This is a genomic window from Streptomyces tatrensis (genome assembly GCF_049310065.1).
In the GTDB taxonomy this organism is placed as follows: Bacteria; Actinomycetota; Actinomycetes; order Streptomycetales; family Streptomycetaceae; genus Streptomyces.
Map to the genome: position 1 here is coordinate 5,712,723 of NZ_JBMDLB010000011.1, position 26,773 is coordinate 5,739,495.

Annotated in this window: 35 protein-coding genes; 32 read left to right on the forward strand and 3 right to left on the reverse strand. The window is 67.5% G+C overall.

The features are described 5' to 3' along the window. Positions 1–2: 2 nt before the first annotated feature. Entirely contained in the window at positions 3–2,132 is a 2,130-nt protein-coding gene (gene fusA / locus ACODT5_RS42075) for an elongation factor G (protein ID WP_422524219.1), read from the forward strand. A 149-nt stretch (positions 2,133–2,281) separates the two neighbouring features. After that, on the forward strand, positions 2,282–3,475 hold the full coding sequence (gene tuf / locus ACODT5_RS42080; protein WP_422524220.1) for an elongation factor Tu: 1,194 nt from the start codon (positions 2,282–2,284) through the stop codon (positions 3,473–3,475). Between the two features lie 191 nt (positions 3,476–3,666). Here tuf and rfbC read toward each other — a convergent pair whose 3' ends face one another. Beyond that, positions 3,667–4,266, reverse strand: coding sequence for a dTDP-4-dehydrorhamnose 3,5-epimerase (rfbC, locus tag ACODT5_RS42085; RefSeq protein ID WP_422524221.1), 600 nt, complete (start codon positions 4,264–4,266; stop codon positions 3,667–3,669). After that, positions 4,263–5,138 carry a glucose-1-phosphate thymidylyltransferase RfbA gene (gene rfbA / locus ACODT5_RS42090; protein WP_422524222.1) on the reverse strand — a complete coding sequence of 292 codons (876 nt, stop codon included), beginning with the start codon at positions 5,136–5,138 and terminating at the stop codon, positions 4,263–4,265. Before rfbA ends, rfbC begins: the two co-directional genes overlap by 4 nt. A 216-nt stretch (positions 5,139–5,354) precedes the next feature. On the opposite strand from rfbA, the gene rfbD reads away from it, so the two are divergent. The 4 genes from rfbD (at position 5,355) to ACODT5_RS42110 (ending at position 8,451) form a co-directional block, all read left to right on the forward strand. Beyond that, on the forward strand, positions 5,355–6,275 hold the full coding sequence (gene rfbD, locus ACODT5_RS42095) for a dTDP-4-dehydrorhamnose reductase (protein WP_422525199.1): 921 nt from the start codon (positions 5,355–5,357) through the stop codon (positions 6,273–6,275). 135 nt (positions 6,276–6,410) lie between these two features. Next, positions 6,411–7,100 (forward strand): glycosyltransferase family 2 protein, encoded by a 690-nt coding sequence (locus ACODT5_RS42100; protein ID WP_422524223.1) that lies wholly within the window; start codon positions 6,411–6,413, stop codon positions 7,098–7,100. Continuing rightward, positions 7,097–7,543: a DUF2304 domain-containing protein gene (locus tag ACODT5_RS42105; protein WP_422524224.1), complete on the forward strand. Its 447-nt coding sequence runs from the start codon at positions 7,097–7,099 to the stop codon at positions 7,541–7,543. The genes ACODT5_RS42100 and ACODT5_RS42105 overlap by 4 nt, the downstream gene beginning before the upstream one ends. A gap of 5 nt (positions 7,544–7,548) precedes the next feature. After that, positions 7,549–8,451 carry a glycosyltransferase family 2 protein gene (locus tag ACODT5_RS42110; RefSeq protein WP_422524225.1) on the forward strand — a complete coding sequence of 301 codons (903 nt, stop codon included), beginning with the start codon at positions 7,549–7,551 and terminating at the stop codon, positions 8,449–8,451. 2 nt (positions 8,452–8,453) lie between these two features. On the opposite strand, the gene ACODT5_RS42115 is transcribed toward ACODT5_RS42110, so the two are convergent. Further along, positions 8,454–10,115, reverse strand: coding sequence for a hypothetical protein (locus ACODT5_RS42115; RefSeq protein WP_422524226.1), 1,662 nt, complete (start codon positions 10,113–10,115; stop codon positions 8,454–8,456). Here ACODT5_RS42115 and ACODT5_RS42120 point away from each other — a divergent pair, their 5' ends adjacent. The 26 genes from ACODT5_RS42120 (at position 10,116) to map (ending at position 26,599) form a co-directional block, all read left to right on the forward strand. Beyond that, positions 10,116–12,011 (forward strand): DUF2339 domain-containing protein, encoded by a 1,896-nt coding sequence (locus ACODT5_RS42120; protein ID WP_422524227.1) that lies wholly within the window; start codon positions 10,116–10,118, stop codon positions 12,009–12,011. It begins immediately after the preceding gene. Between the two features lie 150 nt (positions 12,012–12,161). Then, a complete protein-coding gene (locus ACODT5_RS42125; protein ID WP_422524228.1) occupies positions 12,162–13,328 on the forward strand; it encodes a hypothetical protein in 1,167 nt (388 codons plus the stop codon). A gap of 466 nt (positions 13,329–13,794) precedes the next feature. Beyond that, complete coding sequence (rpsJ, locus tag ACODT5_RS42130) at positions 13,795–14,103, forward strand: 30S ribosomal protein S10 (protein WP_003948644.1); 309 nt, start codon at positions 13,795–13,797, stop codon at positions 14,101–14,103. Positions 14,104–14,117: 14 nt separating this feature from the next. Then, positions 14,118–14,762, forward strand: coding sequence for a 50S ribosomal protein L3 (rplC, locus tag ACODT5_RS42135; protein ID WP_112447750.1), 645 nt, complete (start codon positions 14,118–14,120; stop codon positions 14,760–14,762). Between the two features lie 4 nt (positions 14,763–14,766). Then, positions 14,767–15,417: a 50S ribosomal protein L4 gene (gene rplD, locus ACODT5_RS42140; protein ID WP_214946848.1), complete on the forward strand. Its 651-nt coding sequence runs from the start codon at positions 14,767–14,769 to the stop codon at positions 15,415–15,417. After that, a complete protein-coding gene (gene rplW, locus ACODT5_RS42145) occupies positions 15,417–15,740 on the forward strand; it encodes a 50S ribosomal protein L23 (RefSeq protein ID WP_030154694.1) in 324 nt (107 codons plus the stop codon). Before rplD ends, rplW begins: the two co-directional genes overlap by 1 nt. A gap of 39 nt (positions 15,741–15,779) precedes the next feature. Further along, entirely contained in the window at positions 15,780–16,616 is an 837-nt protein-coding gene (rplB, locus tag ACODT5_RS42150) for a 50S ribosomal protein L2 (RefSeq protein ID WP_112447748.1), read from the forward strand. Between the two features lie 12 nt (positions 16,617–16,628). Further along, positions 16,629–16,910 (forward strand): 30S ribosomal protein S19, encoded by a 282-nt coding sequence (rpsS, locus tag ACODT5_RS42155; protein WP_112447747.1) that lies wholly within the window; start codon positions 16,629–16,631, stop codon positions 16,908–16,910. Positions 16,911–16,953: 43 nt separating this feature from the next. Further along, positions 16,954–17,301, forward strand: coding sequence for a 50S ribosomal protein L22 (gene rplV / locus ACODT5_RS42160; protein ID WP_007265904.1), 348 nt, complete (start codon positions 16,954–16,956; stop codon positions 17,299–17,301). Next, the gene (rpsC, locus tag ACODT5_RS42165; protein WP_422524229.1) at positions 17,301–18,143 is read left to right on the forward strand and encodes a 30S ribosomal protein S3; all 843 of its coding nucleotides are present in this window, start codon (positions 17,301–17,303) and stop codon (positions 18,141–18,143) included. The genes rplV and rpsC overlap by 1 nt, the downstream gene beginning before the upstream one ends. Positions 18,144–18,148: 5 nt before the next feature. Next, entirely contained in the window at positions 18,149–18,568 is a 420-nt protein-coding gene (gene rplP, locus ACODT5_RS42170) for a 50S ribosomal protein L16 (RefSeq protein WP_030026326.1), read from the forward strand. Beyond that, positions 18,568–18,792 carry a 50S ribosomal protein L29 gene (rpmC, locus tag ACODT5_RS42175; protein ID WP_008739703.1) on the forward strand — a complete coding sequence of 75 codons (225 nt, stop codon included), beginning with the start codon at positions 18,568–18,570 and terminating at the stop codon, positions 18,790–18,792. Before rplP ends, rpmC begins: the two co-directional genes overlap by 1 nt. Then, on the forward strand, positions 18,792–19,073 hold the full coding sequence (gene rpsQ, locus ACODT5_RS42180) for a 30S ribosomal protein S17 (protein ID WP_243333368.1): 282 nt from the start codon (positions 18,792–18,794) through the stop codon (positions 19,071–19,073). The genes rpmC and rpsQ overlap by 1 nt, the downstream gene beginning before the upstream one ends. 124 nt (positions 19,074–19,197) lie before the next feature. After that, on the forward strand, positions 19,198–19,566 hold the full coding sequence (gene rplN / locus ACODT5_RS42185; protein WP_003956455.1) for a 50S ribosomal protein L14: 369 nt from the start codon (positions 19,198–19,200) through the stop codon (positions 19,564–19,566). Between the two features lie 2 nt (positions 19,567–19,568). Then, positions 19,569–19,892, forward strand: a complete 324-nt coding sequence (gene rplX / locus ACODT5_RS42190) for a 50S ribosomal protein L24 (protein WP_215023444.1) — start codon at positions 19,569–19,571, stop codon at positions 19,890–19,892. Then, complete coding sequence (rplE, locus tag ACODT5_RS42195) at positions 19,892–20,443, forward strand: 50S ribosomal protein L5 (protein ID WP_030388859.1); 552 nt, start codon at positions 19,892–19,894, stop codon at positions 20,441–20,443. The genes rplX and rplE overlap by 1 nt, the downstream gene beginning before the upstream one ends. Positions 20,444–20,448: 5 nt before the next feature. Beyond that, entirely contained in the window at positions 20,449–20,634 is a 186-nt protein-coding gene (locus ACODT5_RS42200) for a type Z 30S ribosomal protein S14 (protein ID WP_422524230.1), read from the forward strand. 223 nt (positions 20,635–20,857) lie between these two features. Continuing rightward, on the forward strand, positions 20,858–21,256 hold the full coding sequence (rpsH, locus tag ACODT5_RS42205; RefSeq protein ID WP_008739698.1) for a 30S ribosomal protein S8: 399 nt from the start codon (positions 20,858–20,860) through the stop codon (positions 21,254–21,256). 20 nt (positions 21,257–21,276) lie between these two features. Further along, the gene (gene rplF / locus ACODT5_RS42210; RefSeq protein ID WP_243333369.1) at positions 21,277–21,816 is read left to right on the forward strand and encodes a 50S ribosomal protein L6; all 540 of its coding nucleotides are present in this window, start codon (positions 21,277–21,279) and stop codon (positions 21,814–21,816) included. A gap of 2 nt (positions 21,817–21,818) precedes the next feature. Continuing rightward, positions 21,819–22,202, forward strand: a complete 384-nt coding sequence (gene rplR / locus ACODT5_RS42215) for a 50S ribosomal protein L18 (protein ID WP_008739696.1) — start codon at positions 21,819–21,821, stop codon at positions 22,200–22,202. 46 nt (positions 22,203–22,248) lie between these two features. Beyond that, positions 22,249–22,851, forward strand: coding sequence for a 30S ribosomal protein S5 (rpsE, locus tag ACODT5_RS42220; RefSeq protein WP_008739695.1), 603 nt, complete (start codon positions 22,249–22,251; stop codon positions 22,849–22,851). Further along, the gene (gene rpmD, locus ACODT5_RS42225; protein WP_422524231.1) at positions 22,851–23,033 is read left to right on the forward strand and encodes a 50S ribosomal protein L30; all 183 of its coding nucleotides are present in this window, start codon (positions 22,851–22,853) and stop codon (positions 23,031–23,033) included. The genes rpsE and rpmD overlap by 1 nt, the downstream gene beginning before the upstream one ends. Position 23,034: 1 nt before the next feature. Continuing rightward, positions 23,035–23,490 carry a 50S ribosomal protein L15 gene (gene rplO / locus ACODT5_RS42230; RefSeq protein WP_422524232.1) on the forward strand — a complete coding sequence of 152 codons (456 nt, stop codon included), beginning with the start codon at positions 23,035–23,037 and terminating at the stop codon, positions 23,488–23,490. Between the two features lie 186 nt (positions 23,491–23,676). After that, entirely contained in the window at positions 23,677–24,993 is a 1,317-nt protein-coding gene (gene secY / locus ACODT5_RS42235; RefSeq protein ID WP_356507278.1) for a preprotein translocase subunit SecY, read from the forward strand. Next, positions 24,993–25,640, forward strand: coding sequence for an adenylate kinase (locus ACODT5_RS42240; protein WP_266905452.1), 648 nt, complete (start codon positions 24,993–24,995; stop codon positions 25,638–25,640). The genes secY and ACODT5_RS42240 overlap by 1 nt, the downstream gene beginning before the upstream one ends. A gap of 107 nt (positions 25,641–25,747) precedes the next feature. Beyond that, positions 25,748–26,599 carry a type I methionyl aminopeptidase gene (gene map, locus ACODT5_RS42245; RefSeq protein WP_266880620.1) on the forward strand — a complete coding sequence of 284 codons (852 nt, stop codon included), beginning with the start codon at positions 25,748–25,750 and terminating at the stop codon, positions 26,597–26,599. The last annotated feature ends 174 nt before the right edge of the window (positions 26,600–26,773 follow it).

Sequence of the window (26,773 nt, forward strand, 5' to 3'; positions counted from 1 at the left end):
ATATGGCTACCACTTCGCTTGACCTGGCCAAGGTGCGCAACATCGGCATCATGGCTCACATCGACGCGGGCAAGACGACCACCACCGAGCGCATCCTGTTCTACACCGGTGTGTCTTACAAGATCGGTGAAGTCCACGACGGCGCTGCCACGATGGACTGGATGGAGCAGGAGCAGGAGCGCGGCATCACGATCACGTCTGCCGCGACGACCTGCCACTGGCCGCTCGAAGACGTCGACCACACCATCAACATCATCGACACCCCGGGTCACGTTGACTTCACGGTCGAGGTGGAGCGTTCGCTCCGCGTCCTCGACGGTGCCGTCACCGTGTTCGACGGTGTCGCCGGTGTGGAGCCGCAGTCCGAGACCGTTTGGCGTCAGGCGGACCGCTACGGCGTCCCGCGCATCTGCTTCGTCAACAAGCTGGACCGCACCGGCGCCGAGTTCCACCGCTGCGTCGACATGATCAAGGACCGCCTCGGTGCGGTTCCGATCGTGATGCAGCTCCCCATCGGCGCCGAGATGGACTTCCAGGGCGTTGTCGACCTGGTCACCATGAAGGCGTTCGTCTGGTCCGCCGAGGCGACCAAGGGCGAGATGTACGACATCGTCGACATCCCGGCCACCCACACGGAAGCCGCTGCAGAGTGGCACGCCAAGCTGGTCGAGACGGTCGCCGAGAACGACGACCAGATCATGGAGCTGTTCCTCGAGGGCGTCGAGCCCACCGTCGAGCAGCTGCACGCCGCTGTGCGTCGCATCATCATCGGCTCCAAGGGCGACAAGGGTGCCACCGTCACCGCGGTGTTCTGTGGCACGGCGTTCAAGAACAAGGGTGTTCAGCCCCTGCTCGACGCCGTCGTCCGCTACCTCCCGTCGCCCCTGGACATCGAGGCCATCGAAGGCCACGACGTCCGGGACGCCGAGGTCGTCGTGAAGCGCAAGCCGTCTGACGAGGAGCCCCTCTCGGCGCTCGCGTTCAAGATCATGCGCGACCCGCACCTCGGCAAGCTCACCTTCGTCCGGGTTTACTCGGGCCGCCTGGAGGCCGGCACTGCGGTGCTGAACTCCGTCAAGGGCAAGAAGGAGCGCATCGGCAAGATCTACCGCATGCACGCGAACAAGCGTGAAGAGATCGAAGCGGTGGGCGCCGGTGACATCGTCGCCGTCATGGGCCTGAAGCAGACCACCACCGGTGAGACGCTGTGTGACGACAAGAACCCGGTCATCCTGGAGTCCATGGACTTCCCGGCCCCGGTCATTCAGGTCGCCATCGAGCCCAAGTCCAAGGGTGACCAGGAGAAGCTGGGTGTAGCCATCCAGTCTCTCGCGGAGGAGGACCCCTCCTTCCACGTTCACTCGGACGAAGAGACCGGCCAGACCATCCTCGGTGGTATGGGCGAGCTGCACCTCGAGGTGCTGGTCGACCGTATGAAGCGCGAGTTCAAGGTCGAGGCCAACGTCGGCAAGCCGCAGGTCGCTTACCGCGAGACGATCCGCCAGACGGTGGCGCGTCACGACTACACCCACAAGAAGCAGACCGGTGGTACCGGTCAGTTCGCCAAGGTGCAGATCGCGATCGAGCCGATCCTCGAGGCCGACGGTCCGGCGTACGAGTTCGTGAACAAGGTCACCGGTGGCCGCATCCCGAGGGAGTACATCCCCTCGGTCGACGCGGGTGCGCAGGAAGCCATGAAGTTCGGCATCCTCGCCGGCTACGAGATGACTGGCGTCCGCGTCATCCTTCTCGACGGTGGCTACCACGAGGTCGACTCCTCCGAGCTCGCCTTCAAGATCGCCGGTTCGCAGGCCTTCAAGGAGGCCGCGCGCAAGGCTTCTCCCGTGCTCCTCGAGCCGATGATGGCCGTCGAGGTCACCACGCCGGAGGAGTCCATGGGTGACGTCATCGGTGACATCAACTCCCGCCGTGGCCAGATCCAGGCCATGGAGGAGCGTCACGGCGCTCGCCTCGTGAAGGGCCTCGTGCCCCTCTCGGAGATGTTCGGCTACGTCGGAGACCTCCGCAGCAAGACCTCGGGTCGCGCCAGCTACTCGATGCAGTTCGACTCCTACGCCGAGGTTCCCCGGAACGTCGCTGAGGAGATCATCGCGAAGGCCAAGGGCGAGTAACTCTTCCGAGTACACGCTTTAGGCTTGTCACCGGAGCCTCTGGGGCAACAGGAGTAACCCTCCCGTTGCCCCCGGGGAACCGGCTATCCAGCAAAGATCACCTGGCGCCGATCTGTAAGGCGTACAGAACCACTCTCCAGGAGGACCCCGTGGCGAAGGCGAAGTTCGAGCGGACTAAGCCGCACGTCAACATCGGCACCATCGGTCACATTGACCACGGTAAGACGACCCTCACGGCCGCCATTACCAAGGTGCTGCATGACGCGTACCCGGACCTGAACGAGGCCTCGGCCTTCGACCAGATCGACAAGGCTCCCGAAGAGCGCCAGCGCGGTATCACCATCTCCATCGCGCACGTCGAGTACCAGACCGAGGCGCGTCACTACGCCCACGTCGACTGCCCGGGTCACGCGGACTACATCAAGAACATGATCACCGGTGCCGCGCAGATGGACGGCGCGATCCTCGTGGTCGCCGCCACCGACGGCCCGATGCCGCAGACCAAGGAGCACGTGCTCCTGGCCCGCCAGGTCGGCGTCCCCTCCATCGTCGTCGCCCTGAACAAGGCCGACATGGTGGACGACGAGGAGATCCTGGAGCTCGTCGAGCTCGAGGTTCGTGAGCTCCTCTCCGACTACGACTTCCCGGGCGACGACCTGCCGGTCGTCCGCGTCTCCGCGCTGAAGGCGCTCGAGGGCGACAAGGAGTGGGGCGAGAAGCTTCTCGGCCTCATGGCTGCCGTCGACGACTTCATCCCGACCCCCCCGCGTGACACCGAGCTGCCGTTCCTCATGCCCGTCGAGGACGTCTTCACGATCACCGGTCGCGGTACCGTCGTCACCGGCCGTATCGAGCGTGGCATCCTGAAGGTCAACGAGACTGTCGACATCATCGGCATCAAGGAGACCAAGACCACCACCACGGTCACCGGTATCGAGATGTTCCGCAAGCTGCTCGACGAGGGCCAGGCGGGCGAGAACGTCGGTCTGCTCCTCCGTGGCATCAAGCGCGAGGACGTCGAGCGCGGCCAGGTCATCATCAAGCCCGGTTCGGTCACCCCGCACACCGAGTTCGAGGCCCAGGCCTACATCCTGTCGAAGGACGAGGGTGGCCGTCACACCCCCTTCTTCAACAACTACCGTCCGCAGTTCTACTTCCGTACCACGGACGTCACGGGTGTTGTCACCCTGCCGGCCGGCACGGAGATGGTCATGCCGGGCGACAACACCGAGATGACGGTCGCGCTGATCCAGCCGGTCGCCATGGAGGAGGGCCTCAAGTTCGCCATCCGTGAGGGTGGTCGTACCGTGGGCGCCGGCCAGGTCATCAAGATCACGAAGTAATTCGTGTTCTGACCTGGTAGCTCGCTGACGCGGGCACCATGTTTGACAGGAGGGCCCCTTCCCCGTCGTTCACGCGACGGGGAAGGGGCCCTTCGTCGTACGGGCTCAGGCGTCGTACGGGCTCACGTGCCGAGGGCCGCACTCCCCGCGGGGGTGCGGCCCTCTTCCCTGCGTCGCTCCGTGCGCGGCGGCTACGTCACCCGCAGGGACTCCGTGAACTCGATGCACGCGGCGTAGTCCGGCAGCAGCCCGGCCGCGGTGACCTCGGCCATCGAGGGGGCCGCGTCGTCACGGGCCGACAGCAGCGGGACGTCCGCCGGCCAGTCGATGCCCAGGGCGGGGTCGAGCGGGTGGATCGAGTGCTCGCCCGTGGGGTTGTAGGTCTCCGAGCAGATGTAGGACAGCGTGGCGTCGTCCGTCAGCGCGCAGAAGCCGTGGCCCATGCCCTCGGGGAGGTAGACGGCGCGCCGGTCCACGTCGTCCAGGCGGACGCCTTCCACACGGCCGAAGGTCGGGGAGCCGACCCGGATGTCCACGATGACGTCGAGCACGGCGCCGCGCACGCAGGTGACGTACTTGGCCTGGCCGCGCGGGACGTCGGCGAAGTGGATGCCGCGGACCACGCCGCGCTGGGAGACCGAGAGGTTGGCCTGCGCCAGGTTCAGCGGGTGCCCGACGACCTCGGCGAGCCGGTCGAAGCGGTACCACTCCATGAACATGCCGCGCGGGTCACCGTGCTGCTGGGGCGTGACCTCGAATACGCCCTCGATGGAGAGCTCCCGGAACTTCATCGTGCGACCTCCGCTTCGAGCAAACCGATCAGGTAGTCCCCGTAGCCGCTCTTGGTCAGCGGCTCGGCCAGCGTGCGCAGCTGCGCGGAGTCGATCAGACCCGCCCGCCAGACGGCCTCCTCGATGCAGCCGATCTTGAAGCCCTGGCGCTCCTCGATCACGCGCACGAACTCCGAGGCCTGCACCATCGAGACGAAGGTGCCGGTGTCCAGCCAGGCGGTACCGCGGTCGAGGACGGTGACGCTCAGCTGACCGGCCTGGAGGTACGCGTCGTTGATGTCGGTGATCTCCAGCTCCCCGCGGGGGCTGGGCTTCAGGCCCCGGGCCATCTCCACGACCTGGTTGTCGTAGAAATACAGACCGGGCACGGCGTAGCGGGACTTGGGCTTGGCCGGCTTCTCCTCAATGGATATGGCCTGGCCGCCCTTGTCGAACTCGACCACGCCGTACGCCGTCGGGTCCGCCACCGGGTACGCGAAGACCCGGCCGCCCTTGGAGTCGGTGTGCTGCGCCAGGCGGGTGCCGAGGCCGCTGCCGTGGAAGATGTTGTCGCCGAGTATCAGGGCGACGGAGTCGTCGCCTATGAAGTCGGCGCCGAGCACGAAGGCCTGGGCGATGCCCTCGGGGCGTTCCTGGACGGCGTACTCCAGCCGGATGCCGAACTGCGAGCCGTCGCCGAGCAGACGCTCGAACTGGTCGCGGTCGTCCGGGTTGGTGATGACGAGGATCTCGCTGATCCCGGCCATGACCAGAGTGGAGAGCGGGTAGTAGATCATCGGCTTGTCGAAGACGGGCAGCAGCTGCTTCGACACTGCCCGCGTCAGCGGCCAGAGTCGGGATCCGGTGCCGCCGGCCAAGAGAATTCCACGCATGGCGCAACACTATGCGAGCGGACGGGGCATTTTCCGGTTAAGCCCGTGACCGGCGGACCGCACAGCTAATGTTCACTTCATGTGCATCCTGGTGAAGGGCAGATTCCGGCCCAAACGGAATGGCCGGTTATCGCGGAAGACCATTCCGTGGTGCGGCAACGGGGGCGACGAATATGGATGCGGCCCGTGGGCCGGGACGAAGGCGGCACCGAAAAAATGACGGGTGACCGGAGAAATGACCGCTGGCTGGTCACGGGCGCGGCCGGGATGCTCGGCCGGGACGTCGTGGCCGAACTGCGGCGCCATGCGATCGAGACCGTCGGCCTCAGCCGCGCCGAACTGGACATCACCGACCCGGCCGCGGTCCGGTCGGCCCTCAAGGGCGTGACCCTCGTCGTCAACTGCGCAGGCTGGGCCGACGTGGACGGTGCGGAGACCGCCGAGGAGGCCGCCGCCGCCGTGAACGGCGCCGGCGCACGGATCCTCGCCGAGGCCTGCGCCGCCAACGGGGCGCGCCTGCTGCAGATCTCCACCGACTACGTGCTGCCCGGGGACGCCGCGGAGCCCTACGCCGAGGACGCGGACACCGGGCCGGTGAACGCGTACGGCCGCTCCAAGCTGCTCGGCGAGCAGGCCGTGGCCGAACTCCTCCCGCAGGACGGTTATGTGGTCCGCACCGCCTGGCTGTACGGCGATCACGGCCCGAACTTCGTCGCCACCATGCTCAAACTGGCCGCCCTACGGGACACCCTGGACGTGGTCGACGACCAACAGGGCCAGCCCACCTGGTCCGTCGCGCTCGCCCAGCGGCTCGTCGAGCTCGGCCGGGCCGCTCTGGCGGGCCGGGCCCCCGCCGGCATCTACCACGGCACCGCGAGCGGGGTGACCAGCTGGTTCGGGCTGGCGCGCGAGGTCTACCGGCTGAGCGAGCTGGACCCCGGGCGGATCCGTCCGACCACCTCCGCTTCCTTCGTACGGCCCGCGGTCCGCCCCGCCTTCAGCGTCCTCGCGCACGACCGCTGGGCCCTGGTGGGCCTGGCCCCGATGAGCGACTGGCGGGAGCAGCTGGCCAAGGCCCTGGCCACCCCCGGTTTCGGCGCTCTGGCCCAGGCGGCCCGGGACAGCCGGGTGGGCTGAGGACCCCGCGGGGCACCACGCTGTGCGTGTGGACGTTGCCTGCGCGCCAGCTTCGCGAAACCCGAACTCCCTACGCTGGGCGGCCCGGAGGCCCGAGACGCGGCCGCCGTGAGAGGCCTGGGCGTTGGAGCTGCCGTGTCCGAATACGACGATGTCTGGCTGGTCATTCCCGCCTACAACGAGGGCCGAGTGATCGCCGGCGTCGTCGAGGAGGCGCGCAGGACGTTTCCGAACGTCGTCGTCGTCGACGACGGCAGCACCGACGACTCGGCCGAGCACATCGCGACCACCGGCGCCCACCTGGTGCGGCATCCGGTCAACCTCGGTCAGGGCGCGGCCCTGCAGACCGGCCTCACGTACGCACTCGCCCAGCCCGGCGCGCAGTACTTCGCCACCTTCGACGCGGACGGCCAGCACCAGACCAAGGACGTCGAGACGATGGTCGCGGTGCTGCGGGCCGGCGAGGCCGACGTGGTGCTCGGCTCCCGGTTCATCGAGCAGAACGGCCAGGTGCCGTGGATCAAGCAGGTCGTGCTGCGCACGGCCGCCGCGGTCAGTCCCACCGCGCGCAAGCTGGGGCTCACCGACGCGCACAACGGTCTGCGCGTCCTGGGCCGTGCGGCCGCCGAGCGTCTGAACATCACCATGAACGGCATGGCCCACGCCTCGGAACTCGTCGGTTTCCTCGCCGGCTCCGACTTGCGGGTCACCGAGATTCCGGTGGACATCCTCTACACCGATTATTCGCGGGCCAAGGGCCAGTCCCTCATCAACGGCGTCAACATCGTTTTTGATATTTCGCTGCGGGAGCGTGGGCGTCGATGAAATATTTCTGGATCCAGCTGCTGCTCATCGCCGGTTCCGTTTCCATGGCGCTGGTGTTCATCCGGACCTGGAGCCAGGCGAAGAACCGGGCCTGGAAGCGAATTGCCTTTTCGGTGTTCGTCATCGTCAACGTCTACGCGGTGCTCCGCCCGACCGACGTCACCTGGGTCGCGCAGCACCTCGGCGTCGGCCGGGGCACTGACCTCGTGCTTTACGTGATGGTCCTCGCGATGGGCTTCCTCACGCTCAACACCTTCCTGCGCTTCCGTTCGCTGGAGCAGAAGATCACGGACCTCGCCCGGACGGTCGCCATCACCGAGGGCGTCCGGCACAACGACGTGCGGCTCGGGGCGCCCGACGAGGCATCCGGGCCCGTCGGCGCCGGGCCCGTCGGCGCCGGATCCGCCGGATCCTCCTCCGGCGCGGACTCCGCGAAGGTCTGACGCCCGTGGGGTCCTTCGACTTCATGCTCCCGTACTACGGGGACGCCGGGCAGATGCGGGACGCCGTCCGCAGCGTCCTGGCCCAGACCGACCGCGACTTCCGGCTCGTCGTCATCGACGACGACGGCCGGGAGCCGGACGTGCCCGGCTGGTTCGAGGGGCTGGGTGACGCGCGGGTGCGGTACCTCCGCAACGAGCGCAACCTCGGCATCACGAAGAACTTCCAGAAGTGCGTCGAGCTCTCCGAAGCCGACCACGTGGTCGTCATGGGCTGCGACGACCTGCTGCACCCGCACTACCTGGAGACCGTCCGCGGGATCCTCGCAGCCCACCCCGGGATCGGCATGGTCCAGCCCGGCGTCGAGGTGATCGACGGCGCGGGCCGGGTCGCGCGGGGCCTGCCCGACGTGGCCAAGCGGTGGATGTTCGCGCCGCGGGTGAAGGGCCGGAGGCTGATGGCCGGCGAGGAGCCGGCCGCCAGCGTGCTGCGCGGGAACTGGCTCTACTTCCCCTCGATCGTCTGGCGCGGCCCGGCGCTGCGCGAGGTGAACTTCCGGGACGGCTACTCGGTGGTCCTGGACCTGGCCCTCGTCGTGGACCTGCTCGAAGCCGGCGAGCGGATGGTGATCGACGAGTCCACCACGGTCTTCCGCTACCGCCGGCACGCGGCCAGCGAGTCCTCCGTCCAGGCCCTCTCCGGTACCCGCTTCACCGAGGCCGAGCGCTACTTCGCGGCGGTCGCCGAGCGGATGGAAGCCCGTGGCTGGCCCCGGGCCGCCCGCGCGGCCCGTCTCCACCACGGCTCCCGCCTGCACGCGCTCGGAATGCTGCCCGGCGCCCTGCGGCGAGGGCATTGGGCGGGCGTGCGCACGCTGGCCCGGCACGCCTTCGCCGCAGGGTGGAGGTGAGCTCAGTTCCGCTTCGTGCGCTTCAGCGGGTCGTACGGCGTGCACTTTCCGTGGGGCGCGTACTTCGGGCACTTCCCGTCGGGCATTCCCGTCGTGTGCGCCGTCCAGGCCAGGGTGCCGAGGGTGTTCTCGGAGGGGGGCCTGGGCATGTAGGCGTCGGCCGTGGACGATCCGGCCGAGCCGAAGAGCAGCCCGAGCGGGACCAGGACCCCGATCACGGCGGCCCGGGGCCGGTGCCCCGCCGCCCGGAGGGCTTCCCGGCCGGGCAGTCGCACCTCGTTGGCCCGGGTCCACGCCCTGACGCGTCCTGCGCCGAGGTACACGGCCACGCCCGACAGCGCGAGCATGCAGTAGACGATCTGCAGGCTGGTGCGCGGGTACAGCTGCACGGCGCCGTCGGCCGCCATGTGCGAGGCGTACCAGTAGCGCAGCAGGAAGGCGCTGCCGGTGCAGGCCGCCAGGGTCAGCACCAGCGGCCGGCGCAGGCCGAGCGCGATGGCCGCGCCCAGGCCGATGACCAGCAGGACGGTGAAGAGGCCGACGCCGCCGAGTTCGCCCGGCAGGGGCCACCCGAGGGAGCGCAGCGGGCCGGGGAACGCGGTGCCCGACGAGGCGAAGTAGGCCGGGTCGGTGGCGGTGTCGAAGTAGAAGTAGGTGTCCCGGGTCGCTCCGCTCGCGCCGAGCAGCCGGATCAGGTACCGCCCCGCCAGTGCGAGGAAGACGCCGGAGGCGGCTCCCAGCGGCAGCAGTGCGTCCAGCAGGGCGCGCTTCCCGCCCGAGCGGGCGCGGCCGGTCAGCACCACGGCGAAGAGCACGATCACACCGACCGCGGACCACACGAACCAGCCCGCGTACAGCAGGAACAGCGCGGCGAGCAGCGCTCCGAGACCCGCTCCGACCGCCGCCGAACGCTTGCGGCCGAGCTTCGAGGAGTCCGTCACCACCTGCGCGAGCTTGGCCAGCAGGGGGACGACGACGATCAGGACGATCGGGGAGTACGGCTTGTACGGCTCGATCAGCGTCAGGGATGCCGTGACACCGATGCCGAGGGCCCACAGCGGGGGCAGCAGCATGCGCCAGGCCAGGTAGGCGACCGGGCCGGAGACCGCCAGGAAACCGATCATCACCCACTTGACGGCGAGCGGGGCGTTGCCGTCGAAGAACAGCTGGGAGCTCCACGCCAGCACGTGCGGGAAGCCGGGCGGGTACTCGGCCGGCAGGGGTACCCCGTCCATGACGTGGAACGCCCACTGCTGCAGGTTCCCGATGTCACCGCCGTACCCGTTGTACGGCCAGCTGGTACCCCGCAGGGCCACCACGCTGCCGCTCGCGGTCACACCGGTGGCCAGGCCGGCCACGGCCGCCGCGCCGATCCGCACCGCCGCACCGGGCATCCACCGGGACAGGACCAGGTAGAGCACCACGATCCCGGCCAGCAGCACCAGCAGCCGCAGCTGGATGCCGGCCAGCCCGCTGACCTGCCCGATCCGCTGCAGGGGATTCACGTCGAGGCGCTTGCTCAGGACGGTGAGGAGCAGTGCCGCGAGAACCGACACGGCCGCCTCTGCGGCCGTGAGGGCGAAGGCGCGGGATATGCGGCCACTGGAGCCGCTCGGGGCCCGGTGTACGGCTACCGGGACGGGCGCGGGAGCGGTGACGGTCATGTGCGCGGACTTTACCTCCAGGAGACCGCCCGCCTCGGCGAGCGGTCCCAACGTGAACAGGACGTACCAGAGTTGAAGGCGGGAACCGAAATGATGGGCAAGGTCGGAGTGAACGACACGTCCGCTCCCGAGCGGGTCGGGCAGCCGGCCGGGACCGAGCGGCTGCCCGCACGGCGGGAGCGGGAGTCCTTCGCCGGACGGCGGTGGTTCTGGCCGGCGGCCCTCGTGGCCGGATACGCGGCGCAGGTGCTGTTCCGCCTCTCCCTGGTGTGGGGCAAGGCCTACCCGGCGGTCCACGCGGACGAGTCCTCGTACCTCGTGCTGGCCCGGGTGCTCGCGGGCCGGCCGGCGACGGAGATGCCGGTCGGATCGGTCATCCCCGGCGGCTACTCGCTGCTCCTCTCCCCGGCCCTGCGCATCGCGGACGACCCGGTCACCGCGTACCAGCTGGTCATGGGCATCAACACGCTGATCAACGCGCTCGTCTTCCTCCTGGCCCACGCCGCCCTGCGCAGGCTCGGCCTGTCCCGGGGGCTCTCGTTCGCGACCGCCACGGCGGCCGCGCTGATGCCGCCCGTGGTCTTCTACTCCGAGTTCGCCATGTCCGACACCGTGCTCCCCGTGGTCCTCCTCGGCTGGCTGATCACGCTGCACGGCTGGCTGAGCGAGGGCGACACGCGCCGCCGCACGGCGTACGGCGCGGGGGCCGGTCTGCTGGCCGGCTACGCCATGGCCGTCCACGACCGCGGCGGGGTGGTGGTCGCCCTCACCGCGGCGGTCTTCGTGGGCGCGCTCCTCTTCGGATGGGCCCCCCTGCGCACCACGCTCGCGGCCTGGGGCGGACTCGCCGTCTCCGTGCTGGGCGCCCGGCTGCTGGCCGGCTGGCTGGAGGCGCAGTTCACGGACACCCCGCCGAGCTCGGTGGGCACGAAGGTCCTGGACGCCCTGGTCGAGCCCGAACTGCTGCGCCGCACGGTGACCCGTACGATCGGCCAGTTCTGGTACTTCTCGGTCTCGTCCTGGGGCTTCGGTGCGCTCGCCATCGCCCTGTGCGTGTGCGTGGTGTTCAGCCCCCGCTTCACCCGGGCCTCGCGGGTGGTCTCCTTCGTCATGGTCGCCCTGCTGTGCGGGATCGCGCTGGCCTCGGCCGCGGGCCTGCCGGACGACCACGGCCGGATCGACAACTGGATCTACGCCCGCTACCTGGCCCCGCTGGTTCCGGCGTTCTTCGTCGTGGGTGTCGCGGTGCTGGCGCGGGCACGGGCCGGTGCGCTGCTGCGGCTGGGCGCGGGGGCGGTGCTGTTCACCGGGGTCACGGCCGGGTTCGTCGTCCTGGTGGTCGGCAAGGGCCTCCACAAGGTGGGCATCATCGCCTGGGGCATGCCGGACGCTCTGTTCCTGGCCTCGGAGTGGACGGGGCTGCACATGGGGCGGACGACCGCCGGCGCGCTGCTGGTGTTCGCCGTCTGCGTGCTCTTCCGGCTGGCCGGCGGGCGCCGGGCGGTCTGGGCCGTGGCGGTGTCGCTGGCCCTGTTCGCCGCCTACGCGACGACCGCGGTCACCTCGAACGTGGCCGAGCCGCACACGGAGCAACGCGAGGCCGCCGCCACCGGTTTCACCAGGTCGGCGGGGCTCAGGCCGGGCGAGAACCTGGTGATGGACCCGAGCGCCGGCTGGGACCTGCGGATGGCCCAGGGGTACGAGGTGTACGACGGGCGGGTCTGGACCAGGGACCTCAGGCACGGCGAGCAGCCGCCGGCCGCCGCGGACGCGGCCGTACTGGGGCTGAAGCGGCAGGACACGAGGCCGGAGGACACCTGGCCGGCGGCGCCCGCGGGCTGGTACGCGGCCGAGGTGGACCGGGTGCAGGGGTGGGTGCTCTGGCGCCACCGCTGACGGCCTGCGCCGGGTTCCACACCTGCGGACCTGGTGGTCGAACCCCTGATCGATGGCAAGATCGGCTCCTGCATCGACGACGTACGGCTGACCGCGGACATCACCGGCTCCTGCGACAGGTGATGGGGATCCGCAGGTGGGGGTGGGGGCATGGGGAAGAAGCACGACAACGGACCGGACGGATCCGACGGACAGGCGGGGCCGAGCGTCTCCGACGAGGACTGGGCGCGGTTCCTGGCGCAGGCCGAGGCGGGCGCGGGGGAGGCGCCCAAGGAGCCGTCCGCCCGGGCGCGCATGGTGACCGCGCGGCTGCGCGAGGAGGAGTCCCGGCGTGGCTACGACGGGCCGCCCGCCTGGCGGGCCGGTGTCGCCGCGCGGCAGCGGGGGAGGGGCGGGCGCCGGCTCAAGGCGGCGCTGGCCATCGCCTTCGTCGCGGCCCTCGCGCTGATCGCCGTCCGGCCGGAGCTGGTCATCGACAAGATCACCGGTAAGGCCGACCAGGACGCGAAGGCGCGGCAGTCCCTGCCGGTCGAGACGGCGCGCCCGAGCGCTCCGCCGGCCTCGGTGGACCCGGACCGGCCGACGCTCGCGGACCCCTTCCGGGGCTCCCCGGCCCTCCAGTGGGCCGACGGGGCGGCCGGCATCGAGGTGCCGCAGGCCCAGGCCGTCGGCGGCATGAGCAAGGAACAGGTCGCGGACGCGCTGGCGAAGGTCAAGCAGTTCCTGGTCACGGCCAATCTGGACCCGGCGACCCTGCGCGGGGAGCGCCCGGAGGCGGCGCTGGCACTGCTGGATCCGAAGTTCACCGCGCGCAAGGAGGGCGCGGGCCGCCTGGAAGAGGCCCTGGCCGCTCCGAGCGAGGAGAACGACCCGCTGAACCTCGTCACCCGGACCCGCCCGGCCGAGCTGAAGCCCGCGGGCGAGGTGGTCAAGGTCCGGGGCCGGATGCGGGTGGAGCCCGGCGAGAAGCCCGGCAAGGCCAACGTGCTGGTCGACTACACGTTCGTGTACCCGTTCGTGAAGGCGACGCCGGGCGCCGACCAGGTCGAGCGCTCCATCGTGCGCCGCGAGATCACCTTCTCCGTCGCAGACCCGCGGAAGTGGCAGGCCACCGTGGGCAAGCTCTGGATCGAGAACGTCCACGTGTACCTGGCCAACAGCGGATGTGACGTCCACGACGGATTCCTGCACCCCGTCTTCGACGAGGACGCCCCGGCCGGGCCCACGCCCTCCGGAGTCCCGATGGACCCGTACGACCGGAGCCAGGGCATGGAAGACGGGCGACAGGCGGGCTGCGGCGTGATCTCGCGCTCCTGAGCGGGCGCCGGAGCAGGGACGGGAAGCCCCGCAGCGTGGTGCAGTTTGACCACTCAGCGTGGCGGGGTATTCTCTTCCGCCCGATTGGCGCCATACGTGTCTCGTATGGCAGACTACTCAAGTTGCTCGGCCGTGTGCCGATGCTGCGCGCCTCCCGCCGGGAGGACCGGAAGCGAGTCCCACAGTACTCGTCGCCTTACCTGCCTCTCGGGGCAGCAATGGGGCGGACGTACGGGAATCTTCTGGGAAGCGTCAGCACGGTGTCTGCCAGGTACTCGGTGGGTGTTTGCCCCCGATCTGCGGTCTTGGGACCGCGCCCCCTTGGACGAGGGAATTTCCGTATGGGAATTTTCTGTAGAGGGAGCGCGACACGCCCGACCGCGTGGGTCGGAGGAGAGCGGCGGAGCGATCCGCAGCCGGCCGAAGACCAGAGCGTTTCCACAACAGACAGGACTACGGAGTAGCCATGGCGGGACAGAAGATCCGCATCCGGCTCAAGGCCTACGACCACGAGGTCATCGATTCGTCGGCGAAGAAGATCGTCGAGACGGTGACGCGCACTGGTGCGTCGGTCGCGGGCCCGGTGCCGCTGCCCACTGAGAAGAACGTGTACTGCGTCATCAAGTCGCCGCACAAGTACAAGGACTCGCGCGAGCACTTCGAGATGCGCACTCACAAGCGCCTGATCGACATCCTCGACCCGACGCCCAAGACCGTTGACTCGCTGATGCGCCTGGACCTTCCGGCCGGCGTTGACATCGAGATCAAGCTCTGAGAGGCACGGAGAAGATGGCAAAGCAGATCAAGGGCGTCCTGGGCGAGAAGCTCGGCATGACCCAGGTCTGGGACGAGAACAACCGTGTCGTCCCGGTGACCGTGGTCAAGGCCGGGCCCTGCGTTGTTACCCAGGTCCGTAAGAACGAGATCGATGGCTACGAGTCGGTCCAGATCGCCTTCGGCGAGATCGACCCGCGCAAGGTGAACAAGCCCCTCAAGGGTCACTTCGCCAAGGCCGACGTCACCCCCCGCCGCCACCTGGTGGAGCTCCGTACCTCCGACGCCAGCGAGTACACGCTCGGCCAGGAGATCACGGCTGCCGTGTTCGAGTCCGGCGTCAAGGTTGACGTCACGGGCAACAGCAAGGGCAAGGGCTTCGCCGGTGTCATGAAGCGTCACAACTTCAAGGGCCTCGGCGCCGGGCACGGCGTCCAGCGCAAGCACCGCTCCCCCGGTTCGATCGGTGGCTGCGCCACCCCTGGGCGTGTCTTCAAGGGCATGCGCATGGCCGGTCGTATGGGCAACGAGCGCGTCACCACCCAGAACCTGACCATCCACGCGGTTGACGCGGAGAAGGGTCTGCTCCTCATCAAGGGCGCGGTCCCCGGTCCGAACGGCGGCCTCGTCCTGGTCCGTACCGCGGCCAAGGGGGCTTGAGGTAATGAGCACCATTGACATCCTTTCGCCGGCAGGCGACAAGGCCGGTACCGTCGAGCTCCCCGCGGAGATCTTCGACGCGAAGACCAGCATTCCGCTGATCCACCAGGTCGTTGTCGCTCAGCTGGCTGCTGCCCGTCAGGGCACGCACAAGACCAAGCGTCGTGGCGAAGTCCGTGGTGGTGGCCGCAAGCCGTACCGCCAGAAGGGCACCGGCCGCGCTCGCCAGGGTTCCACCCGCGCTCCGCAGTTCGTCGGAGGTGGCGTCGTTCACGGCCCGCAGCCGCGTGACTACTCGCAGCGGACCCCGAAGAAGATGAAGGCCGCCGCCCTCCGCGGTGCCCTCTCGGACCGTGCGCGTCACTCCCGTATCCACATCGTCACCGGTGTGGTCGAGGGTGCCGCCTCCACGAAGGCCGCCAAGACGCTGTTCGGCAAGATCTCGGAGCGCAAGAACCTGCTCCTGGTCGTCGACCGCGCCGACGAGGCCGCGTGGCTGTCCGCCCGCAACCTGCCCCAGGTTCACATCCTGGAGCCGGGCCAGCTGAACACGTACGACGTGATCGTCTCTGACGACGTGGTCTTCACTCAGGCCGCTTTCGAGTCCTTCGTGTCTGGCCCCAAGGCCGATGAGACCGAAGGGAGCGACGCCTGATGTCTGAGGCGACCGTTACCAGCAAGACCTTCACCGACCCGCGCGACCTGCTGATCAAGCCGGTTGTCTCGGAGAAGAGCTACGCGCTGCTGGACGAGAACAAGTACACGTTCATCGTCGCGCCCGGCTCCAACAAGACTCAGATCAAGCAGGCCGTCGAGGCGGTCTTCGGGGTCAAGGTCACCGGGGTCAACACGATCAACCGTCAGGGTAAGCGCAAGCGCACCAAGACCGGTTTCGGCAAGCGCGCTGACACCAAGCGCGCCATCGTGACCCTCGCTGAGGGCGACCGAATCGACATCTTCGGCGGCCAGGCCTCCTAACGGAGGTCTAGTCGTCCGGAATCGGACGAGGACTGAGAAATGGGTATCCGCAAGTACAAGCCGACGACCCCGGGCCGTCGTGGCTCCAGCGTCGCCGACTTTGTCGAGATCACGCGGTCCACGCCGGAGAAGTCGCTGGTCCGCCCCCTGCACAGCAAGGGCGGCCGTAACAACACCGGTCGGATCACGGTTCGACACCAGGGTGGCGGCCACAAGCGCGCCTACCGTGTGATCGACTTCCGTCGTCACGACAAGGACGGCGTGCCGGCCAAGGTCGCGCACATCGAGTACGACCCCAACCGCACTGCGCGCATCGCGCTCCTGCACTACGCCGACGGTGAGAAGCGCTACATCATTGCGCCGAAGAACCTGAAGCAGGGCGACCGGATTGAGAACGGCCCCACGGCCGACATCAAGCCCGGTAACAACCTGGCACTCCGCAACATCCCGGTCGGTACCACGATCCACGCGATCGAGCTCCGTCCCGGTGGCGGCGCCAAGTTCGCCCGCTCCGCTGGTGCCTCCGTGCAGCTGCTGGCGAAGGAGGGCACCATGGCCCACCTTCGTATGCCGTCGGGTGAAATCCGTCTCGTCGACGCGCGCTGCCGCGCGACCGTCGGTGAGGTCGGCAACGCCGAGCAGTCGAACATCAACTGGGGCAAGGCCGGCCGCATGCGCTGGAAGGGCGTTCGCCCCTCCGTCCGCGGTGTCGCGATGAACCCGGTCGACCACCCGCACGGTGGTGGTGAGGGTAAGACCTCCGGTGGTCGTCACCCGGTCTCCCCGTGGGGTCAGAAGGAGGGTCGTACTCGCTCGCCGAAGAAGGCTTCGAGCAAGTACATCGTCCGCCGCCGCAAGACGAACAAGAAGCGCTAGGAGCGGGTTTAGATGCCGCGCAGTCTCAAGAAGGGACCCTTCGTCGACGGACACCTCATTAAGAAGGTGGACGTACAGAACGAAGCCGGTACCAAGACCGTCATTAAGACCTGGTCCCGTCGCTCGATGATCATCCCGGCCATGCTGGGTCACACCATCGCGGTGCACAACGGCAAGATCCACGTCCCGGTGTTCGTCACCGAGTCGATGGTCGGCCACAAGCTCGGCGAGTTCTCGCCGACTCGCACCTTCCGCGGCCACGTCAAGGACGACCGGAAGTCGAAGCGCCGCTAAAGGCGGGGTGGTAACGACTATGACTTACACCGAAGGGACAACCATGGAAGCCAGGGCCCAGGCGCGGTACATCCGCGTCACGCCCATGAAGGCCCGCCGAGTGGTGGACCTTATCCGTGGCATGGATGCCACGGAGGCTCAGGCGGTCCTGCGTTTCGCCCCGCAGGCCGCGAGCGTGCCGGTTGGCAAGGTGCTTGACAGCGCCATTGCCAACGCCGCACACAACTACAACCACCCGGACGCCTCCACGCTGGTCATCAGCGAGGCGTACGTGGACGAGGGCCCGACCCTGAAGCGGTTCCGTCCGCGTGCCCAGGGCCGTGCCTACCGGATCCGCAAGCGGACCAGCCACATCACCGTGGTCGTCAGCAGCAAGGAAGGTTCCCGGTAATGGGCCAGAAGGTAAACCCGCACGGGTTCCGGCTCGGCATCACCACCGACTTCAAGTCGCGTTGGTACGCCGACAAGCTGTACAAGGACTACGTCAAGGAAGACGTCGCCATCCGCAGGATGATGACGTCCGGCATGGAGCGCGCCGGCATCTCGAAGGTTGAGATCGAGCGCACCCGTGACCGCGTGCGTGTGGACATCCACACCGCTCGTCCGGGCATCGTCATCGGCCGCCGTGGCGCCGAGGCCGACCGCATCCGCGGTGACCTCGAGAAGCTCACGGGCAAGCAGGTGCAGCTGAACATCCTCGAGGTCAAGAACCCCGAGGTCGACGCTCAGCTCGTCGCGCAGGCCGTTGCCGAGCAGCTCTCCTCCCGCGTCTCCTTCCGTCGCGCCATGCGTAAGAGCATGCAGGGCACGATGAAGGCCGGCGCCAAGGGCATCAAGATCCAGTGTGGCGGTCGCCTCGGCGGCGCCGAGATGTCCCGCTCCGAGTTCTACCGCGAAGGCCGTGTGCCGCTGCACACCCTCCGCGCGAACGTGGACTACGGCTTCTTCGAGGCCAAGACCACCTTCGGCCGTATCGGTGTGAAGGTCTGGATCTACAAGGGCGACGTCAAGAACATCGCCGAGGTTCGCGCCGAGAACGCTGCGGCCCGTGCGGGTAACCGCCCGGCCCGTGGTGCCGCCGGCGCTAGCGACCGTCCCGCCGGCCGTGGTGGCCGTGGTGGCGAGCGCGGCGGCCGTGGTGGCCGCAAGCCGCAGCAGGCTGCTGGTGCCGAGGCCCCCAAGGCCGACGCTCCCGCCGCCGCTCCGGCTGAGAGCACCGGAACGGAGGCCTGACCGACATGCTGATCCCTCGTAGGGTCAAGCACCGCAAGCAGCACCACCCGAAGCGCCGCGGTATGGCCAAGGGCGGTACTGAGGTCTCGTTCGGCGAGTACGGCATCCAGGCGCTTACCCCCGCCTACGTGACGAACCGCCAGATCGAGGCGGCTCGTATCGCGATGACCCGCCACATCAAGCGTGGCGGCAAGGTCTGGATCAACATCTACCCGGACCGTCCCCTGACGAAGAAGCCTGCCGAGACCCGCATGGGTTCCGGTAAGGGTTCTCCCGAGTGGTGGATCGCGAACGTGCACCCGGGCCGGGTCATGTTCGAGCTGTCCTACCCGAACGAGAAGATTGCTCGTGAGGCGCTCACCCGCGCTGCTCACAAGCTTCCGATGAAGTGCCGGATTGTTCGGCGCGAGGCAGGTGAGTCGTGATGGCGACGGGAACCAAGGCGTCCGAGCTGCGTGAGCTCGGTAACGAGGAGCTCGTTGGCAAGCTGCGCGAGGCCAAGGAAGAGCTGTTCAAGCTGCGCTTCCAGGCGGCCACGGGTCAGCTGGAGAACAACGGCCGGCTCAAGTCCGTCCGTAAGGACATCGCTCGCATCTACACCCTGATGCACGAGCGTGAGCTCGGTATCGAGACGGTGGAGAGCGCCTGATGAGCGAGAAGAACGTGACTGAGACGACTGACCGCGGCTTCCGCAAGACCCGTGAGGGTCTTGTCGTCAGCGACAAGATGGACAAGACCGTCGTCGTCGCTGTCGAGGACCGCGTGAAGCACGCGCTCTACGGCAAGGTCATCCGCCGTACCAACAAGCTCAAGGCGCACGACGAGCAGAACGCTGCCGGCGTCGGCGACCGCGTCCTCATCATGGAGACGCGTCCGCTGTCGGCGAGCAAGCGCTGGCGCATCGTCGAGATCCTCGAGAAGGCCAAGTAATTATCTGAGGCCCTGGGCATCAAGCCCAGGGGCCCCTCAGGTTCGTTCCGCCAGGCTCGGTGGGGGCGGTAGCTCTTCGGAGTGATGCCCCCGCCGGGAACCGGCAGACAAACAGGAGATAGACGTGATCCAGCAGGAGTCGCGACTGCGTGTCGCCGACAACACTGGTGCCAAGGAGATCCTTTGCATCCGTGTTCTCGGTGGTTCCGGTCGCCGCTACGCGGGCATCGGTGACGTCATCGTTGCCACCGTCAAGGACGCGATCCCCGGTGGCAACGTGAAGAAGGGTGACGTCGTCAAGGCCGTCATCGTTCGCACCGTGAAGGAACGCCGCCGCCAGGACGGCTCGTACATCCGCTTCGACGAGAACGCCGCCGTCATTCTGAAGAACGACGGCGACCCTCGTGGCACCCGTATCTTCGGCCCGGTGGGCCGTGAGCTGCGCGAGAAGAAGTTCATGAAGATCATCTCGCTCGCGCCGGAGGTGCTGTAAGCATGAAGATCAAGAAGGGCGACCTGGTTCAGGTCATCACCGGTAAGGACAAGGGCAAGCAGGGCAAGGTCATTCTGGCCATCCCTACTGAGAACCGTGTCCTCGTCGAGGGTGTCAACCGGGTCAAGAAGCACACCAAGGCCGGCCAGACCGCTGGTGGCTCGCAGACCGGTGGCATCGTGATCACCGAGGCGCCGATCCACGTCAGCAATGTTCAGCTGGTTGTGGAGAAGGACGGCCAGAAGGTCGTTACCCGCGTCGGTTTCCGCTTCGATGACGAGGGCAACAAGATCCGCGTTGCCAAGCGGACGGGTGAGGACATCTGATGGCTACCACTCCGCGTCTCAAGACGAAGTACCGCGAGGACATCGCGGGCAAGCTGCGTGAAGAGTTCTCCTACGAGAACGTCATGCAGATTCCCGGCCTCGTGAAGATCGTGGTCAACATGGGTGTGGGCGACGCCGCCCGCGACTCCAAGCTGATCGACGGCGCCATCAAGGACCTGACGACGATCACCGGTCAGAAGCCGGCCGTCACGAAGGCCCGCAAGTCCATCGCGCAGTTCAAGCTGCGCGAGGGTCAGCCGATCGGCTGCCACGTCACCCTCCGTGGTGACCGCATGTGGGAGTTCCTGGACCGTACGCTGTCGCTCGCGCTTCCGCGTATCCGTGACTTCCGTGGTCTGTCGCCGAAGCAGTTCGACGGCCGTGGCAACTACACCTTCGGTCTCACGGAGCAGGTCATGTTCCACGAGATCGACCAGGACAAGATCGACCGTACCCGGGGTATGGACATCACCGTGGTTACCACGGCGACCAACGACGACGAGGGCCGCGCCCTCCTTCGTCACCTCGGCTTCCCCTTCAAGGAGGCGTAAGCGAGATGGCGAAGAAGGCTCTCATCGCGAAGGCTGCCCGTAAGCCCAAGTTCGGTGTGCGTGCGTACACCCGCTGCCAGCGCTGCGGTCGCCCTCACTCCGTGTACCGCAAGTTCGGCCTGTGCCGCATCTGCCTTCGTGAGATGGCTCACCGTGGCGAGCTGCCGGGCGTGACCAAGAGCTCCTGGTAATTCCCTCTCGTCCGCAAGGACTTGGGAACTTCCAGGCACTCTCGGTAAGCATCTGGTCGGCGGATGCCCGGCCGCGCATGCCTTAGGCTTGTGTGGTTGGGCGTCCGCCGCCCATAACGACTTACTACGCCGTAGGTCCCCGCACCGCACCCGTCCCGCCACTGAGTGGGGAGAGGGATGGCGCATACAGGAAACCCCGGCGAGAGAGGCCGAAGGCCACTTCATGACCATGACTGACCCGATCGCAGACATGCTCACGCGTCTGCGTAACGCTAACTCGGCGTACCACGACTCCGTCGTGATGCCGCACAGCAAGATCAAGTCGCACATCGCAGAAATCCTCAAGCAGGAGGGTTTCATCACCGGCTGGAAGGTCGAGGACGCCGAGGTCGGCAAGAACCTCGTCCTCGAGCTGAAGTTCGGCCCGAACCGCGAGCGCTCCATTGCGGGCATCAAGCGGATCTCGAAGCCCGGTCTGCGTGTGTACGCAAAGTCCACCAACCTGCCGAAGGTGCTCGGCGGCCTGGGCGTGGCGATCATCTCCACGTCCCACGGTCTGCTCACCGGCCAGCAGGCAGGCAAGAAGGGCGTAGGTGGGGAAGTCCTCGCCTACGTCTGGTAGTCGGGAACGGAGGAAAAGCAATGTCGCGAATCGGCAAGCTCCCCATCCAGGTTCCCGCCGGTGTGGACGTCACCATCGACGGCCAGGCTGTGGCTGTGAAGGGCCCCAAGGGTTCCCTCGCGCTCACCGTCAAGGCGCCGATCGAGATCGTCAAGGGTGAGGACGGCGTTCTGAACGTCACCCGCCCCAACGACGAGCGTCAGAACAAGGCCCTGCACGGCCTGTCCCGCACGCTGGTGGCGAACATGATCACCGGCGTGACCACGGGTTACGTGAAGGCTCTTGAGATCAGCGGTGTCGGTTACCGCGTCGCCGCGAAGGGCTCCAACCTGGAGTTCCAGCTTGGTTACAGCCACCCGATCCTGATCGAGGCGCCCGAGGGCATCTCCTTCAAGGTCGAGTCGCCCACCAAGTTCTCGGTCGAGGGCATCGACAAGCAGAAGGTCGGCGAGGTCGCCGCCAACATCCGCAAGCTGCGGAAGCCCGACCCGTACAAGGCCAAGGGTGTCAAGTACGCCGGCGAAGTCATCCGCCGCAAGGTCGGAAAGGCTGGTAAGTAGCCATGGCATACGGTGTAAAGATCGCCAAGGGCGACGCGTACAAGCGTGCCGCCAAGGCCCGCCGTCACATCCGCATCCGCAAGAACGTCTCGGGTACGGCGGAGCGTCCGCGCCTCGTCGTGACGCGTTCCAACCGCAACATCGTTGCTCAGGTCATCGACGACCTCCAGGGTCACACCCTGGCGTCCGCGTCGACCCTGGACACCTCGATCCGCGGTGGCGAAGGCGACAAGAGCGCCCAGGCCCAGGCCGTCGGCGCACTCGTCGCCGAGCGCGCCAAGGCCGCGGGTGTCGAGACCGTCGTGTTCGACCGCGGTGGCAACCGATACGCCGGGCGCATTGCCGCTCTGGCTGACGCCGCCCGCGAAGCCGGGCTGAAGTTCTAAGCCCCGTTTTCCGGGACTCACGGACGTAACAGAGAGAGGTAATCCAATGGCTGGACCCCAGCGCCGCGGAAGCGGTGCCGGTGGCGGCGAGCGGCGGGACCGGAAGGGTCGCGACGGTGGCCCTGCCGCCGAGAAGACCGCTTACGTTGAGCGCGTTGTCGCGATCAACCGCGTCGCCAAGGTTGTCAAGGGTGGTCGCCGCTTCAGCTTCACCGCGCTGGTCGTGGTGGGCGACGGTGACGGCACTGTAGGTGTCGGTTACGGCAAGGCCAAGGAAGTTCCCGCGGCCATCGCCAAGGGTGTCGAGGAAGCCAAGAAGTCCTTCTTCAAGGTTCCGCGCATCCAGGGCACGATTCCTCACCCGATCACGGGCGAGCGTGCCGCGGGCGTCGTGCTGCTGAAGCCGGCTGCCCCCGGTACCGGTGTTATCGCCGGTGGCCCGGTGCGCGCCGTTCTGGAGTGCGCCGGCGTTCACGACATCCTGTCGAAGTCGCTTGGTTCTTCCAACGCGATCAACATCGTGCACGCGACCGTGGCGGCCCTCAAGGGCCTGCAGCGTCCCGAGGAGATCGCGGCTCGCCGTGGTCTGCCCCTTGAGGACGTCGCCCCCGCGGCTCTGCTCCGTGCACGTGCTGGGGCGGGTGCGTAATGGCTCGCCTCAAGGTCACGCAGATCAAGTCGTACATCGGCACCAAGCAGAACCACCGCGACACGCTGCGTTCGCTCGGGCTCAAGCGCCTGAACGACGTCGTGGTCAAGGAGGACCGCCCCGAGTTCCGCGGAATGGTTCACACCGTCCGCCACCTCGTGACGGTTGAGGAGGTTGACTAACATGGCTGAGAGCAGCCCGCTGAAGGCCCACAACCTCCGTCCCGCCCCCGGCGCCAAGACCGCGAAGACCCGTGTCGGTCGTGGTGAGGCGTCGAAGGGTAAGACGGCCGGTCGTGGTACGAAGGGCCAGAAGGCCCGCTACCAGATCCCGATTCGCTTTGAGGGCGGGCAGATGCCCCTCCACATGCGTCTCCCGAAGCTCAAGGGCTTCAAGAACCCGTTCCGCACCGAGTTCCAGGTCGTGAACCTGGACAAGCTCGGCGCTCTCTACCCCGAGGGTGGAGAAGTCACGGTGGCCGACCTGGTCGCCAAGGGCGCGGTTCGCAAGAACAGCCTCGTCAAGGTCCTGGGCCAGGGCGAGATCTCCGTGGCGCTGCAGGTTTCGGTTGACGCCGTCTCCGGCTCCGCCAAGGAGAAGATTGCCGCCGCTGGTGGCTCTGTGACCGAGCTCGTCTAAGACGAACTCAGTGACAAATAGCTAGAAACCCGACCGGGGGTGCCTCACATATGGGGCATCCCCGGTTGGTCGTTCCATGGAAGGTGCAGACGCCGGTAAGGTGGCCTGCACCTTTGCTTGTACACATTCGTCGATCCCTCAGACCGTCACCTCTGACGCAGTAGCGCGGGGGTCGCAGGAGGCACCGTGCTAACCGCGTTCGCCCGGGCGTTCAAGACGCCCGACCTGCGCAAGAAACTGCTCTTCACGCTCGGCATCATCGTGCTGTTCCGGCTCGGGTCCCACGTTCCCGTACCCGGCGTGAGCTATACGAACGTCCAGATCTGTGTTGAACAGGCGTCCGGCCAGAACGGCGGGCTCTTCGGACTGGTCAACATGTTCAGTGGCGGTGCGCTGCTGCAGATCACGATCTTTGCGCTCGGCATCATGCCGTACATCACGGCGAGCATCATCTTGCAGCTGCTGACCGTGGTCATCCCGAAGCTGGAGACCCTCAAGAAAGAGGGTCAGGCCGGCACGTCGAAGATCACGCAGTACACGCGCTATCTGACGGTCGCACTGGCGATCCTGCAGGGCACCGGCCTCGTCGCCACCGCCCGCAGCGGCGCCCTCTTCCAGAACTGCTCGGTCGCGAGTCAGATCGTTCCGGACCGGTCGATCTTCACCACCGTCGTCATGGTGCTCACCATGACCGCCGGTACCTGTGTCGTCATGTGGCTCGGTGAGCTCATCACCGACCGGGGCATCGGCAACGGCATGTCGATCCTGATGTTCATCTCGATCGCCGCGGGCTTCATCGGATCCCTGTGGGCCATCAAGGAGCAGGGCAAGATCGCGGACGGCTGGGTCGAGTTCGGCGTGGTCATGCTGGTCGGCCTCGCGATGGTGGGCCTGGTGGTCTTCGTCGAGCAGGCGCAGCGACGGATCCCGGTCCAGTACGCGAAGCGCATGATCGGCCGCCGTGCCTACGGCGGTACCTCGACGTACATCCCGCTCAAGGTGAACCAGGCGGGCATCATCCCCGTCATCTTCGCCTCGTCGCTGCTCTACATCCCGGCACTGGTCGTGCAGTTCAGCGGTTCCACCGCCGGCTGGGCCACCTGGATCCAGAAGCACTTCGTCAAGGGCGACCACCCGTACTACATCGCGACCTACTTCCTCCTGATCGTCTTCTTCGCGTTCTTCTACGTGGCGATCTCGTTCAACCCCGAGGAAGTTGCAGACAACATGAAGAAGTATGGTGGGTTCATTCCGGGCATCCGCGCCGGTCGGCCCACCGCCGAGTACCTCAGCTACGTACTCAACCGGATCACCTGGCCGGGGTCGCTGTACCTGGGTCTGATCGCTCTTGTGCCGACGATGGCGTTGGCCGGCTTCGGAGCGAACCAGAACTTCCCGTTCGGCGGGACGAGCATCCTGATCATCGTGGGTGTGGGTCTGGAAACCGTGAAGCAGATCGAGAGCCAGCTCCAGCAGCGTAATTACGAAGGGTTCCTCCGCTGATGCGAATCGTCCTCGTCGGCCCGCCCGGTGCGGGCAAGGGAACGCAGGCGACTGTCCTTGCCAAGACCTTGTCGATCCCGCACATCTCCACGGGCGACCTGTTCCGGGCCAACATCAGCCAGGGCACCGAGCTCGGCCGTCGCGCGAAGGCGTTCATGGACGCGGGCGACCTCGTCCCGGACGAGATCACCATCGGCATGGCGAAGGACCGCATGGAGCAGGAGGACGCCGCCGGCGGTTTCCTGCTCGACGGGTTCCCGCGCAACGTCTCCCAGGCGGAGGCGCTCGACGTGATGCTGAAGGCCGAGGGCATGAACCTCGACGCCGTCCTGGACCTGGAGGTCGAGGAGGACGAGGTCGTCAAGCGCCTCGCCGGCCGGCGCACCTGCCGCAACGACGGCGGGCACGTCTTCCACATCGCGTACCAGCCGCCCAAGGTCGAGGGTGTCTGCGACATCTGCGGCGGCGAGCTGTACGTGCGCGAGGACCAGTCCGAGGACGCGGTCCGCAACCGGCTGGACGTCTACCACACCCAGACCGAGCCGATCATCGACTACTACAAGGCCCAGGGCCTCGTGTCGACGATCCCGGCCCTCGGTGAGGTCAAGGACGTCACGCAGCGCGCGATGGACGCCCTGAAGAAGTAGTTCCCACGTAGTGCGCAGTACGTAGTGCAGACAAGGCCGCGGTGTCCTCGGGACGCCGCGGCCTTACTGTTGACATGACCCCGAATCCGAAGGTGGAAGGCCCGTCCATGGTGCAGATCAAGACCCCCGAGCAGATCGCGAAGATGCGCGAGGCGGGGCTGGTCGTCGCGGCGATCCACGCGGCGACCCGTGAGGCGGCCGTGCCCGGCGCCACGACGCGGGATCTGGACATGGTGGCCCGCAAGGTGATCGCGGACGCCGGCGCCAAGTCGAACTTCCTCGGGTACGGCGGATTCCCCGCGACCATCTGCACCTCGGTCAACGAGGTCGTGGTCCACGGCATCCCCGACGACAAGACGGTCCTCAAGGACGGCGACATCATCTCGATCGACGCCGGCGCGATCGTCGAGGGCTGGCACGGCGACGCCGCGTACACCGCCTTCGTGGGCTCTGGGCACGCCCCTGAGCTCGTGGAGCTCTCCCGGGTGACCGAGGAGTCCATGTGGGCCGGGATCGCCGCCATGAAGCTCGGCAACCGCCTCGTGGACATCTCGAAGGCGATCGAGACGTACATCAAGCGGCAGCCGCGTCCGACGACGGGTGAGCACAGCCTCGGCAAGTTCGGGATCATCGAGGACTACGGCGGCCACGGCATCGGTTCCGAGATGCACATGGACCCGCACCTGCTGAACTACGTCTCGCGCAAGCGGGGCAAGGGCATCAAGCTCGTCCCGGGCCTGTGCCTGGCGATCGAGCCGATGGTCTCCCTGGGCACCGCCCAGACGGAGGTCCTGGCGGACGACTGGACGGTCATCACCACGGACGGCACCTGGTCCTCGCACTGGGAGCACTCCATCGCCCTGACCGAGGAGGGCCCGATCGTCCTCACCTCCCCGGACTGCGGCAAGGCGAAGCTGGCGGAGTACGGGGTCACGACGGCGCCGGACCCGTTGGGCTGAGCCGGGTCGTGCGATCCGGCGGGCCGGGTGGGGTGGGTCCGGGCGGGGCTTCGACCCTGCGCTCGACGGACGGAGTCCGGCGCAGCCGCGCGAAGCCTGTGAGGCGCGCCAGCGCCGAGCCCGCGAGCGGGGCGTTGGGAAGCGGTCCGGTATGGGCAGGATTGATGATCTATC